Raw genomic sequence first — 15,405 nt, forward strand, 5'->3', positions numbered from 1 at the left:
ACCTCCGAAAGGTGGGAGGTGCCATTTTCATTATGAAAACCAGGGTGAATAGAAATATGATAGATGGGAAGCCTGCAGTTCATCCATTATTATCGCAGGAATACTTAAATCGATTAAATAATATACTGGAGATTGCACAGAATATTCCGGTTAGTCGAGAAAGGGCTGCATGGATATCTGACAATATTCCCGTTCCGAACAATGAAGTAATAGATATGATGAGGTATCGTAGCTTATTATTGTTATTTAGGGATTTGTTTTTACAAGGCTGGGAACCAACAATAAATAATGGGGTTACAAGTATTCAACATCCGGTTACACCAGAAAATGTTGAAACAAAACAATGGTATAGAAGGGCGCTTTTACACGAAAGAAATAAACAATTAGAGAGCGAGTCATTGAATAAATTTATATCAAAGATGGAGAAAGAACGGAAGTATAAAGGGAGAACTGTCTCAATAAAAAATTTGATATCGCCCGTAGAAGAGCTTCTTGGACGAATTCAGGAAAATGGGGCTAATGCGGTACAACCTTATCTTCAAATCATTCAGTCCAGTTTAGATAGAGATGAAAAGACTGGGTTAAGACTGCTTGATATTTGGAGATATTTTCGATTGACATGGACATTACCACATAAGCCGACTCCCGGAAGAAACATGTTTATTTTGGTAAGAGATTTAGCGCAAGAGCATCATCCGGTGATAGGTATAGCGGCTTTGGGAAGCAGTATCGTACAAATAACTTGTCGAGATAATGAAATAGGTTGGACAATAGAGGGTTTGAGAGAACGAGTAGATACTATGAGTGAAAATGCAGCTCGAAAAACGATCAACTCCCTAACCCAGTCCATTATAAATTCGATATCTGAAATTGAATATCAAGATTTACTTCATGAAAACATTGATTTATTAAATGTTAAGGATTACTTGCATTTATTGGAGGGGTTTTTAGAGAGGGAAAAAAGCACATCTTATTCACCGCCCAGAGTTACATCAAACGCAGATGCTACTATGTGGAAGGAGGTATGTTTTAGTCCATTTTACCGAAAAAAAAGAGCTAAAACACTTTTAAAGCTTTTTAAGGCACAAGCATTCTTTAATAACCTAAACATAGATGAACCATTGGCTGCACTACAGCAACTTGTAATGAGTTCTAGCGGACGTTCAGTGATTTCTACCGCACTTCAGTCCAATAAGAGAGAAAAAATTGGCGCTAATATGATGGACATTATTGTATGTGGAGCAGTTCCACCATACAATTTTTTGCTTGGTGGGAAGCTTACTTCATTGTTAATGATGAGTCCTCAAATATTAAAAGCGTATGAAGAAAAATATAAACGGCAGGTTTCGGTTATTGCTTCAGCTATGAAAGGAGAGCCTGTAGTAAAGCAATCACATCTGGTTTTTCTTGGAACAACCAGCCTATATGAAACGGGGAGTAGTCAATATAACCGACTACATATCCCAGTGAATGCACTTGGAGAAAAGACTCCTATTTGTAAAATCGGCTTTGAATCGCTAGGTGTAACTAAGGGCTTTGGAACTGTTTACATATCGGACGAAACCGTGGATGCATTTTCAGAGTTAACCACTAAGGTGTACGGCAGACGTATCGTAAACAATACTTTCGGTGAAGGCACAAGTCCTCGAATGCGGTTAATCCGAGCTGGATTGGATGTACTTGGACTTCCATCTGATCACTTGTTAAATCATAATTTTAAGCGAATAGTATACGGGATAAAATTAGCTGAAAACGCCTATGAATACTTGCGAGGGGAAGAGGATACACCAAGCTATTACTTAAATCAAAGAGATCCTCATCTCATGACAGAAAAAATTACTGCATTTTGGAGAGAGCGCTGGTTGTCAATGAGAATACAAAATCCCAAAATTATTGAACAGATTCAAGATTTCGATGTTGAAAAATTTTTGTTGGGGAGAGAAGATACTCGGGATTATTAATGCGATTTGTTTTGGATTGTAGGATACATAACAGATATAATCAAAATCTTAACGTTAGTGAAATCTAGATCTTTACAGTGTCAAATCGTGAAAAATTCTCGCAAAGTGGGCCAAACTTACTTTATGGGGCAGGTCCTTTTAAATTTTCACAAAAATTTGCTCCGCTAAAATTTGTCGATGGTAGTGGAGCAGGGCTGATTTAAGTGTCGTTCTCTCCGAGTGAATATTACGATGAAATAGAGCCATCATTCCGGTAATGAGTGAGCCAGTGCTCCAGAAAAATTGAGCCACCTCTCCGGAAAAGGGAGCCACCCCGTATGGTGGCGGCGGCTCCCGAACGATTATTGGATGAGGCCTTTGCGTTTACGCATGGAGTCCGTGCCTTCAATCGTTATGGTGTAAGAAGAGTGCACGATACGGTCGAGAATAGCATCCGCCAATGTGTTTTCGCCAATCTTACTGTGCCAGCCGCCCGGAGCGAACTGGGAACAGAAGATGGTGGAACCGGTTTGATGACGTGCCTCTACGATTTCTAGTAAGTCCCGTGCTTCACTTTCCTTAAGCGATACGAGTAACCACTCATCCAGGATAAGCAGCGGTACTTTTTTGTACGCTTTCATCATCCGTCCAAAGATGCCTTCCCCGCGTGCTACCGCCAAATCATTGAGTAATTCCGGCAAGCGAATGTATTTCACGGGGAGGAAGTTGCGGCAGGCGGAGATCCCGAAAGCACAGGCCAGATAGGTCTTCCCTGCACCTGAAGCGCCCATGATGATCATATTGAGCTTGTCGTGAATGTAGGCGCCGCTTGCCAAACGGAGGATCTGCGTACGATCCAGCTTGCGGTCAGCGTGATATTCGATGTTCTCGATACAAGCATCCGATTGCTGAAAGTCTGCCTTGCGGATCAAAGAAGTCAGACGATTATTTTTACGCCGCGACCACTCCAGATCCACCAGCATGCCGAAACGCTCTTCAAATGAAAGCTCCTGATAGCTGGTGTCCAGCAATTGCTTTTGGAAGGACTCCGCCATGGTGGCGAGGCGCATTTCTTGTAGCTTACGGACAGTTGGTTCATTCACCACGACTTAGCCCCTCCCGTAGTAATCCGCGCCGCGGATAAAGCTGTGGGTTTCGGAGGAAGCGGCCGTCTGGCTCTCGACTAGCGTTGGCACCTCGAGGCGATCCTGTCCGGTCGTCAAAATCGTCTTGATGCTTTGAAAACTAGGTCTTGGCGTATACGATAGCGCCCTGGCGCACGCAGCTTCAAGTCGGCTAACGCCGTGTTTGTCGGCCAGTTTTAGAAGCCCCATACAACTCCTATAACCCTGCTGCTCCACTTTATGGCTACTGAGGATGGCTTGTACAGCAGCGCTTGTATAGGGGCCAATTTGCCCTGCCCAGGAGATGAATCGCTGAGCATTCCATTGGATAAATTGTTTATGATTTTCCGGCATATGAGCTTCTACCGTACTGTACTGCCCGGGTTTTCCGTATAGCCGAGGATGCGAGCAGATCCGATGATTCTGGTAGAACACCTCGACAGCAGCTCGTGTCATTCGAACATCGACGCGATGCTTGATGTACTCGTAGGGAATGGAGTAGTGCATTTTCTCTATGCTTATATGATAATTGAACTGGACCGTGGCGGTCTTCCAAACCGCCATCTCATAGGGGGTAGCAGGCAAGGCATGCAGAAACGGTTTTTCTTCTGTTGTAAACACGCTGAGCCTGCTCCCTTCTTTTTTCTGGAACGGCTTAGCATTCAAGACTTCAAGTTTTTCATGAATCGCTCGATTTAACTCAGCGGCGCTAAAGCATTGCTGCTTTCGTAGCGCAGCCAGAATCCAGGTGGAGACGACGCCGACTGATCCTTCTACATTCGGCTTATCTTTGGGTTTACGCACGCGAGCCGGGATGACGGCGGTATCGTAGTGCTCAGCCATCTCGTGATAGATCTTGTTTATGACAGGCTCGTGCCCCGTCGCTTTGTCGACTCCCGTCTTCAGGTTGTCTGGAATGAGCACACGCGTGGAGCCGCCAAAGGCTCGATACATGTGGTTATGGGCGGTAATCCAGCTTTCCTGATCTTGCGAGGGGAAGGCCTCTACGTAGGCGTACTGGCTATAGGAGAGTACGCCGACAAAAACATACATGGTGACGATTTCGCCGGTGTCGCGGTCAATGATGGAAGCCGTTTGACCCGCCCAATCCACCTCGATCTGCTCGCCAGGCTTTCGCTGGATTCGCATTGTGGCATTGGATTTCAGCGTGTATTGCTGGTAATGGTAGCAGAATTGCGAATACATAAGTGGGAGTTCTTGATTTAGTCGACACTGCTCACAGTACTCGTTCCAAAGCAAGCTTAACGTGACGCCGCTCTTGGCCATCTCTTTGTGGATGTAGTCGTAATCCGGCTGTTTCCGCCGCGAGACTGGAGTCGATTCAGCAAAGAGGCGTTGTCGAAGTTCGCCATCCGTTAGATCTTTTTCTAACGGCCAGGCGATGCCTAATTCATCTGCTCGTTGAGTGATTTTGGCTACGGTGTTGCGCGAGCAGGCGCAACTGAGGGCGATGTTACGTTGGCTGATTCCTTGGCTATGCAGCCGCAGGATTTCACGATATTTGGTCATAGTGACCTCCTCGAGAATAATTTGCGTTGTCATGCAACAACGCATACGAATCATTCTAGCAGGAGGCTTTCGGGGGTGGCTCACAGCATCCGGACAGGTGGCTCAAAAATGCCGGAGACGTGGCTCTCACTCACCGGAACGATGGCTCAATTCACTGCGGAATATTCACCGAGTTCTCTCAAACGTGCAATTTTGGTTACTTTTTGATGATTTCCCGAGACGCCTTGTGGCACTAAGGAAGGGCGATGCGAAACGCCGAAACCCCTTGATTTCATAGGAGTTTCCCGGTAAAATGATTCTCGTACAGGGATATAGTTTCCGCTCGGTTCCCTTTAGCACGCAAGTTTCAGGTTCCAGTGGTAGCAATACCGTGGAGGTTCGAGTCCTCTCGACCGCACCACTCTTACAATGAATAGCTCTTGAATCGGTCCTTAGGACGGTTCAGGAGCTTTTTTGTTTGCTTGGGATCTGCAACGTATTGCTCATGACCTGTGCCGACGAAACCTTGGAGCTATAATCCAGGTGAGCATAAATGTTCGCCGTCGTGGAGTAATGGCTGTGCCCGAACCATTCCTGAATTTCTTTCAGGCTTACACCATTTGTTCGACCGTTACGACATCGGGCATGGTCTGAAAAAAGAAGATAGTAAGCGTCAGCTTCAACAACGTGGCGTGGTTTGCCAAGGGCCATGTATTCCCGCAAAGCACGTCGGGATAGGCTCGGCATGAGCCTGATCCTAAAATAAAGACTTTGCTCTGATTCAATTTCCTAAAATATAAGAATATATCTTCTATTAAGGAATCTTTCAAGCGTATGGAATGGATGCAGGTAAACAATAAATAGCGGCAGCACCAGGCTCTATTAAAGAGCTTGATGCTGCCGCTATTTATCTTCACAATTTTTTTGAGAGAAGGGTCCGATTTGCCCATCGGATTACGCAAAATCGTGCCAGAGGAAAGAATACGTTTATCTTTATCTCGTAGAGGATTGTGGAAAATCCTTTTCTGGCGATTCTTCAGGAATTTACGAAAAGCAAGTTGAGTCTGTTCGAATATCAAATTTTTGATAGACAGATAATTCTAATTTTTATAGGCGTTAATTTGGGATGTAGCTATAATGAGACTCGCAAAGGGGGCGATATTGCAAATCGGGATGAAAGCGTTTTACCTGTTGAACGGGCACATCCAGGCAGTCTGACCTCAATCTGAGTCATCAGAGGGTCCGCAGTAGAGAGAAGTTGGACAGGACAAGATGTGGAGCAAATCATTGCTAATTAGCGAAGTGAATTAAAGATCAGAATGATTTCCAAATCGAAACGGGGAGGTATAACAACGTGGTATTGACACGAGGACTTAAGCGAATTCATCGTTCTACAACCATTTTCTTGGCATTCGCGATGGTGTTTGCGAGCTTCGCGGGCTTGAATGTCCGTATTCAAACGGCTCATGCAGACGGCAGCTCAGACGGCATCACGGTCTTGGGCAGCTTGAACTTCGATTATGAGCACGGCGAGGCAGTCAGTGGTCCTCTATCGCAAGTAGAACCCTATAATACCAGCAACCCGAATGACCCGTATATTAAACCTGCAGCCGTGAATATGTGGGCGGGATATTCCTGGCAACCTGAATATGTCCAATTGTTGAACCCTACTGACAGGTATTACAACCACGACACTAATGAAGACTTCGCAGAAGCCGGCGACGGTCGTGTGTTATATCATAATTGGAAGAATACCTTGGGCGTGTTTACAGACAACATTACAGGGGAGAAACATGGCGCTCTCGTGTACGGCTCCATACACGGCAATCATGCCATCAATTTCGGCTTTAAGTCATCCCCGCAAGGCTATACCGCAGGTATGGATCTGAATGTCTCCATAAAGTACTTTGACGCACAGGATAATCCGAACAATCATCCGGTTAGCCTGGAGTACAAGAAGCAAAGCTATGACTGGCCTTGGAATTGGCCGCAAGCCGATCAGGATGCAGCCAAGTTCCAGCTTGCTCATGACGGGAAATGGAAAACGCAGACCTTCACGATAAACCCGATTCCTACTGAAGAACGTTTGTTCGGTCTGACCGGCGATTTTTCCTATCTTCCTATAGCCGGTATTACAGTGACTGCGAGCAACGGCAACACGTCTCCGGGAGATGACGGCTCCAATCCATCAGGTTCCGCGCCGGCCAACCGCACCGATGTTCAATCTCCGGCCTTGCGGAGCGACCTGACAACCAATGATGTGACCGTTACTTTCACCAATGCGTCGGGAGCGACGGCCAAAGTCTGGAGCCAGAAGCAGCCTTCCGATCCGAGCCAGATCAATACGAACGGCACCAAGGACCTGGTGGCGAACGTAACCTTGGCGAACGGCGCCGGCAGCTTCGTATTTCCGGCCAACCAGTACCCCAAAGGGCCTATCGCCATTCGCATCGATGTCTACGACACACAAAGCAAGCTTGTAGACACTGCCTATGCCCAGTATTACAACAAGGTTGGCGTGGCGTGGAAGACCGGGCTTGATGAAGCGCCGGCCAACCCCGCGACGCAGGGCATGAACGTCACCTTTGCGGACGATTTCAAAACGATGCCCGGTCTGTCCGTTGCCGGCAACGGCATGGGCTCCAGCGCGCACAACACCGCCATCGCTGCCGATGCGGCGCACGCCTATGCCACCCGCAAGGTGGATGAGACCAGAGGCGGCATGTTTGGCTGGTCTTATTTTGCCGACCATGACGGCAGCAAGTACGATCCGTTTGCGATCGCCGATAACGAGTATATGAAGCTGACCACCACGTACTGGCCGGAGGGCAACGTCCCTGGCGCATCCAATTATTGGGGGCAGAAGTCCACCACCGGCTACCTGTCCAGCCTGGGGCAAGACGGTTCGGGCTTCCATTCGAGCGGCGGCCACAACCAGTATTTCGAGGCTCGCATGTTCGTCGGTCCCAACCCGGCTCACTGGCCTGCTTTCTGGCTGCTGACCTCCAACGGCGCGGTGAGCTCCAACGGCTCGCTGGCCCCGGTTTTCGGCACACCCACCGATGAGCTTGATATCAACGAAAGCTACCTGGGTACGCCTGGCGGCTATCAGACGACCTCTCATCAGTGGAACTACAGTACCGGCAAAGGCGCCGGCCAATGGAACGACATCGATAAACCTGACTGGTCCAACATCAACATCGCCATGGGTTTCCACACCTTCGGCGTGATGATCAGAGAGCAGACGACCACATACTATATCGACAACATTCCTGTGTTCAGTACGCCTACAACCGAAGTGAGCTGGGAAAAGGGCAACTACTTCATTCTGAACGGCGGCTTGTCCGACCACTTCGGCATTCCGCAGGACGGCGCGGACACCTTCGGCCCGGATCACCAGCCGATGGGCTTCACCCGTTATGGGAATTCCGCCGACGATTATATCGATTGGGTGCGCGTCTATGAGGATACCGACAACACGCCGCGGTTCGAGACGCCTCTCACATCGGTCAGCGCCTTCCCCGGCGACTATGTCAAGGCGAACATCAATCGCAACGCTGCCGCGCAGGCTGTTGCCGGCACTTACAACGTAACCTTCCCTAACAATGGCTGGAAGGTGCTGGATCGGTCCACCAACGAGTTGGTGGCGGTAACCGGCACCACGGCGGACATCTCGTTCGAGGCAGGAAGCGCGCAGGATCAATTGACCTTCCTGGCTCCCGATAGTATCCCGACTGACAGCCAGGTCGTGATTGGCGTGACCTATGGCGACAATCATACGGTGTATCAGCCGGCTATTACGATCAAGCTGATCACTGAGAGCGATCGGGGCACCCTGGTTGATGTCAACCGCGCCACCTATCCTTTCCGCGCCACCGGCGGCGCCGGTGCAGGCAGTTGGAACAGCTATGATGCGTCCGTCAACGAGAAGAACTATTTCACCTTCGTCAAGGGCAATTGGTGGAACGACGGTTGGTCCTGGATGTATGACGACGCGACCAATGCCGGCACGGTGAAGTTCAACTTCCACGGCAACAGCTTCGAGCTGGACGTCACGAACGGCCCCGAGGGCTGGCCGGTCACCGTTTCGGTAGACGGCGCAAACACGCAAACCTATGACACCCACGCCGCTGCCACGGCCAACGCCGTTGCCTATACCTGGTCGGACCCGACGGGGCAGGATCAGGATCACGTGGTAACTATCCAAGAAGCGGGGGGCGCGTCCACCGGCCGCTACACCCGACTGAGCAATTTCAAGTATTGGTACCACGAAGACAACTCGGTTGCGAAGTATACCTTGGAAAATAATTATTACCAGGTATCTCCGGACGGTCCGATCAAGCCGGGCGATATCATTCATATTCTGGTGGATCGCAATGCCGCTTCCGGCTCCACTTACGGCGACTATGGCATCTCCTTGCCCAGTCATCCCGAATATGACAATAACGGCTACAAAATTATCGCCCAATATTCTCCAGTTATGCGGCCTGTGGACGACATTCAGATTCAGGTCCCGTCCGATTCGTCCTGGCGGGGCGTGACGGATACGATCACGATCACGCCTCCGCAGGGTTCGGGCGTGACAAAGCCGCTCAAGGTTACGGTGAAGTCGCCTGATCCTGCAGAGGCGCCGGCCATTACCGGGGACCAGGTGAAGCATATCAATAGCGCCACCTACCCTTATGTGAATACGAGCGGGGGGAACAACGGTCCGTGGGCCAATGATTGGCCGAACAATCCGGGCTTTGATACGAGCACGCAGCCCTCATACTTCACCTTCGCTGGCGGCTGGTGGTCGGATAATTTCGCCTGGATGTATACAAACGCCCAGGCCGGCCAGCACGTGGACTTCAAATTTACCGGCGACGCGGTAGCGCTGTCCGTCGATTATCAGAGCGAGGGAGCTCCGTTTACCGTCTATTTGGACGGCGCGCCTCAAGGCAACTATGACTCCAAAGGAAATACGCCTAACCTGCGTGTGTTCAGCGCCAGCGGTCTGACGACATCGGAGCATACGCTGCGTGTAGAAGCGACCGGGACAGGCGTCTTGAAGATCGCCGGGGTCGATTTTAACGAGACGGCGTCCACCGTTCAAGGCACGCTGACCAAGGTCAATGCCGATACCTATCCGGGCAACGGCCAAGGTCATTGGTCTCAAGTGCAAACGGGCACCTACTTCACGAACCTGAACGGCGGTTGGTGGCGAGACGGCACCTGGATGTACACGGCCGGCGACGCTTCGCTGGACTTCAACTTCACGGGAACGGAAGTATCGATTTACGGCAGCAAGATGAACACGTCCGGCACGGCCCAGTTCTTCGTGGACGGCGTTCTGGCCTCCACCGTCAGCGTCAACGATCCGAGCGCTCCTTGGCCGGGAGCGGAACACACCTTGCTATTCCGTAAAGCCGGCCTGCAGGCCGGACCGCATATTGTTACGGTCAAATATTTCGCGCTCGATTCGTCGCAGATGCCTGCCGGCGAGACCCGCAGCTATTTGAAGCTGGACGAGTTCGATTATAGGTATGTGCCCGTAACGGCCCAGTTCACCGCGCCGGCCTCGGTCAACGGCACGCAGGGGCAGGAGCTGGTCATTCCGATTACCCGCAATGACTCGGCCCAAGAACTGTCCGGCTCCTATAAAGTCGCCTTGCCCGACGGCTTTGCCGCCATCGCCAATGTGAGCTTCGCGGCCGGCAGCGCCCAAGACAATATCACGGTGCCGGTGCCTGCGGACTATAGCAGCACCAAGGGCGTCATTAAGGTCACGCCAGTATCGAACGGTCTTAACTATCCGGTCATGACGATCGCGGTCAATACGCCACTGTTGCCGCCGAGCAACATCGTCTCCTTGACGGATCCGTCGTTGTACCGCTCGACTATCAGCGGCAATACGACGCTGCAGTTTGTAGCGCTGGGCGGCTACACATCGGCTAAAGCGCAAGTGATCCATGCGCCGGACGCTGCTCACCCCGATACCCACGGCTATCTCGTAGAGGTGGGGCCGGTCAGCCTGAATCAGAACGGGATCGGCTCCGTCACCATCAACGCCGATCAGATGCCGCATGGTCCGGTCAGCGTCAGAGTCGTAGCCTCCACGCCAGCCGGCAAGACGGCCGATGGCTACTTCAACTTCTGGAACAGCGGCGGTCAGGATTGGAACGTCGGTCTGCCTGCCGACAACGTTCTGCCTGCTGCAGCTCAGGGCAAGGGCTTAAGCACCGTCTTCGCGGACGACTTCAATACGATGCCTTCCATCAGCTACACCGGCAGCGGCGCGACCTATGCCGCGCACAAGCCGGACTATCAGGATTATGGCGAAGCGCTGTTCGCCAACCCGAACTCGACCTATAATCCATTCAGCCAGGCAGAGGACTATTTGAGAATTACAACCACCAAGTATGACCAGAAGCTGCCCAAGTCGGTGGATTACTACGAGCGGAACTTCTCGACGGGATTCCTCTCCAGCGCGCATGACGACGGCACCGGCTTCTGGACGCACGGCAACCGCGACCAGTATTTTGAAGTGCGGATGTTCTTGCCGGCCAACCCGTCGCAGTGGCCGGCATTCTGGACGCTGTCCAACTTCAATAACCATGCCGGTCATGTCGGTACCGACGAACTGGATATCAATGAAACGTGGCTGCCTTCCGTCGGTTATCAGGTCAATACGCATCAGTGGAGTTACGAGACCGGTCTGGGCGGCACCTTGGGCACCATCGACACCGAGGCGATCACCGCTCCCGGCGTAGGCAACGTCATGATGGGCTTCCATACGTACGGTGTCTATATCGCCAAGGATTTCACTTACTATTACTTCGACGGCGAGCAAGTGGGTCGGGAGAAAACCTTGCCACTGTCCTATCGGGACGGCAACTTCTTCATGATTAACAACGCAATCACCAATTCGAGCGCATATCCGGAAGGGTATGGCTTCGAGCGTTACGGCAACCAGTCGGAGATGTATGTGGATTATGTGCGCGTGTTGGAAGGCCCGCCGCCTGCCGATCCGCTGTTTTATCTGGACTATGACAATCTGGGCGCCGTATCGGTAGCTCCGGGACAAAATGTGTCGATCAAGATCGACCGCGCCAATAGCGCGGCAACGAGCATGGCCGGTCAGTATCAAGTGAGCCTGCCGGACGGTTGGACGGTCGTCTCCGGCGGCACCTTCGCCGCAGGCGCTTCCACGGATACCCTCGTGCTGCATGTGCCTGACAGCTATGTGCGCACTTCCGACAGCGTCAGCATTCAGCCTGCGGACAGCGCCGGCCAATCGGTGCCGAATCAGGAACCGTTGATCGTTCCTGTGAAGAATACCGACGACAGCTTCGGCGTGTCCATCTATCCGGCGTACAATGCCGCAACCTCGGGTTGGGATGCCGTGGTATCATTCACCAACAAAAAAGCGGGCGCGACCTTCGCTCCTGGTCAAGTGACGGTCAAGGATAGCGGTGGCACGGTCATCGGCACGGCTTCCTTTGGTCAGTTGCTGCCGGGCGCTACCCAAAAAGTAGTCATCCCGAACGTGCCGATCAACACGATGACGCTGACGAGCCTGGTCTTCGAGATCACCCGCGAAGACGGCTATATCAAGGACGTCGACCGGCCAATGAGCAATCTGACGGTTCCAAAGACGAGCGGCGCGATTGACGTTAGCCAGCCATTTGACGCCAGCCAGTGGAACAGCGCGTCGAAGGTTCATCTGGGCGAGGCGCAGTACACCAATAATGGCACCGCTTATCCCGGAGAGGACAAATTCTCGCTGAACCAGTATGTCAAGTGGGATAACAGCTACCTGTACATCGCCGCGGCGGTCAAGGACAGCGCCCATGTCAACACGGCTACGAGCGGTCTTGATGCGTGGGGCTTCGACAGCATCCAGCTCTCCTTCGATCCGACCCGGGCAGGCGGATTTAGCTCCGGTAAGGAACACCAGCGCTACACGGGCGGTTTGCTGACAACCGGCGCGGCGCTGGGCAATGAAACCGGCGGGATGAACCCGAACATCAAGTACAATTTCTACCGGGATGCGGCAACCCAGACGACGTATTATCTGATGGCCTTCCCTTGGAGCAACTTCGGCATCACGAATCCGTCCGCTGACGGCACCGACCTGGGCTTCACGCTGCTGGTGAACAACAACGACGGCTTTGGCCGCACCGGCTGGCTGAGCTACATGTACGGGATCGCGACAGGCAAGAACCCGTATCAGTTCGGCGATCTGATCCTGACGAATCTGACGTCGCTCTCGTCCTCGCCCGACTCCACGGCGCCTGTGACGACGGCGCAACTGTCTCCGGAACAGCCGGACGGTCAGAACGGAGGGTACGCCCATCCGGTAACGATCACGTTGACTGCGACGGACGACGCGTCAGGGGTGAAGAAGACGGAATACAGCCTGGACGGCGGTTCCACATGGGTGACGTATTCCGCTCCTGTCACAATCAATCAGAACGGCGAATACACGATTCAGTATCGTTCGACAGATAATGCGGGCAATGTGGAGAACATTAAGTCGGTAACCGTCAAGCTTGAATTGGCGGTACAGACTGTCGCGACGCCGACCTTCAGCCCCGCTGCGGGAACGTACACATCCGCACAGTCGGTGACGATCGGCACGGCGACGTCGGGCGCTGCGATCCGCTACACGACGGACGGCAGCACGCCGACAAGCGCCTCGACGCTGTACACGGGAGCGATCAACGTCGCGTCGACACAGACGATCAAGGCGATCGCGATCAAGTCGGGCATGACCGACTCGGCCGTCGCGACGGCAGCGTATACGATCAACAGCGGAGACCAGCTGGCGGCGACGCCGACCTTCAGCCCCGCTGCGGGAACGTACACATCCGCACAGTCGGTAACGATCGGCACGGCGACGTCGGGCGCTGCGATCCGCTACACGACAGACGGCAGCACGCCGACAAGCGCCTCGACGCTGTACACGGGAGCGATCAACGTCACGTCGACGCAGACGATCAAGGCGATCGCGATCAAGTCGGGCATGACCGACTCGGCCGTCGCGACGGCGGCGTATACGATCAACAGCGGAGACCAGCGGGCGGCGACGCCGACCTTCAGCCCCGCTGCGGGAACGTACACGTCCGCGCAGTCGGTGACGATCGGCACGGCGACGTCGGGCGCTGCGATCCGCTACACGACGGACGGCAGCACGCCGACAAGCGCCTCGACGCTGTACACAGGCGCGATCAACGTCGCGTCGACGCAGACGATCAAGGCGATCGCGATCAAGTCGGGTATGACCGACTCGGCCGTCGCGACGGCGGCGTATACGATCGGCGGAGGATCTTCCTCGTCCGCTTCCACGGCGCCTGTAACGACAACTCCGTCCCCGAATTCGGGAACGCTAAAAGTCAGTTTAACGCTGGACGGCGATAAGATCGCCCATGCGGATGTCAATGCGGACAATTTGAATGCCGCATTGTCAAGTGCAGGCAATTCGACTGTGAAGATCAAGCTGGACATCGATCCTTCGGCTCAAGGATTTGATTTGAACCTTCCGGCATCCTCGTTGAAAGCGGCGGGCAAAGGTCAGCTGGAAATCGATGCAGGCCTGGTTGTAGTTACACTGTCGCCGGATAAGCTGAAGGAAATTTCGGATTCGTCCGGTAAGGTTAAATTATCGGTTCGTCTTGTCGATGCGTCGTTGCTTTCGGATAATGTGAAGGCGGCCATCGGCGACAATCCCGTTTACGATTTCAATCTTAGCGTTGACGGGAACAAGATTACCAAATTCGAAGGGCAAGCTGTGACGGTCAAACTGAACTATACGTTAAAGCCAGGGGAAACCCCGAATCAGGTCGTGATTTATTACATCGGCGATGACGGCAAACTGAACATTGTACAAAATGCGAAGTACGATACCGCGACGGGTACGGTTACGTTTAAAGCATCGCATTTCAGCAAATATGCCGCCGCCAGCAATAACGTAACGTTTGCCGACCTGGCGTCGGTGCCATGGGCGAAATCCGATATTGAGGGACTCGCAGCAAGATCGATGGTGACGGGCATTGGCGGAGAGAAATTCGCGCCGAACACTCAGGTAACGAGAGCCGAATTCACAACGATGCTGATGAACATGCTCGATCTTGTCGACGATAGCGCCGTCAGTACGTTCAGCGACGTCAAAACAGGCGTTTGGTACTACAACGCTGTGGCATCGGCAGCAAGAATGGGTATTGTAACCGGCCTTACTGACGGCAGCTTTAAGGGGGACTCGCCGATTACAAGACAGGAGATGGCGGTTCTCATCTACAGAGCGGCGCAAGCGGTTCAAGCCGATCTTGGCAGTAGCGCGAGCGCAACGTTTGGCGACTATGCGCAAATATCGGCATATGCGGCAGATGCGGTTCAAGCGATTCAGAGTGCAGGCATCATTACCGGGATGGGCGACGGCAATTTCGCGCCACGAAGTTTGGCGACTAGGGCCCAGTCTGCGGTCATCATCTGGCGCTTGTTCGAATTGATTCCGTAACCCGCAATGTCGACACGACGGTGCTACCAAACTGGCATCATAACTGATGTGCGGTAAGCGTTAAACAAAGTTCCATTTAACAATAGAGGCTGTCTCTCACAGTTCGTTTTAGAACCTATTGAGGCAGCCTCTTTGTTCTGACTGCAGCAGTGATACCAGTTGTCGTTTTTGATTGCCTGACTCTGTCCTGTAAGACCGCGTTGAGTTCTTCGGCAGTTGGTCGTGGCTGATCGAGGCGCCGGGATCGAATATCAAATTATTGATAGACAGGCAGCTCGAATTTTCATAGGTGGTAATTTGGGCTGCAGCTATAATAGAGCACACAAAGGAGGCG

General features: G+C 52.5%; 4 protein-coding genes. 2 read left to right on the forward strand and 2 right to left on the reverse strand.

Going from position 1 to position 15,405, the window contains the following annotated elements; genetic code table 11:
- Positions 1 to 32 precede the first annotated feature (32 nt).
- Positions 33 to 1,961, forward strand: coding sequence for a Druantia anti-phage system protein DruA (locus VQ071_RS12115; protein ID WP_340514253.1), 1,929 nt, complete (start codon positions 33 to 35; stop codon positions 1,959 to 1,961).
- A gap of 341 nt (positions 1,962 to 2,302) precedes the next feature.
- Here VQ071_RS12115 and istB read toward each other — a convergent pair whose 3' ends face one another.
- The gene (istB, locus tag VQ071_RS12120; protein ID WP_340514254.1) at positions 2,303 to 3,046 is read right to left on the reverse strand and encodes an IS21-like element helper ATPase IstB; all 744 of its coding nucleotides are present in this window, start codon (positions 3,044 to 3,046) and stop codon (positions 2,303 to 2,305) included.
- Between the two features lie 3 nt (positions 3,047 to 3,049).
- Positions 3,050 to 4,594, reverse strand: coding sequence for an IS21 family transposase (istA, locus tag VQ071_RS12125; RefSeq protein WP_340514255.1), 1,545 nt, complete (start codon positions 4,592 to 4,594; stop codon positions 3,050 to 3,052).
- A gap of 1,858 nt (positions 4,595 to 6,452) precedes the next feature.
- Here istA and VQ071_RS12130 point away from each other — a divergent pair.
- Positions 6,453 to 15,071: a chitobiase/beta-hexosaminidase C-terminal domain-containing protein gene (locus VQ071_RS12130; RefSeq protein WP_340514256.1), complete on the forward strand. Its 8,619-nt coding sequence runs from the start codon at positions 6,453 to 6,455 to the stop codon at positions 15,069 to 15,071.
- Positions 15,072 to 15,405: the final 334 nt, after the last annotated feature.

The sequence above is a fragment of the Cohnella sp. 56 genome (assembly GCF_037963805.1).
In the GTDB taxonomy this organism is placed as follows: domain Bacteria; phylum Bacillota; class Bacilli; order Paenibacillales; family Paenibacillaceae; genus Cohnella.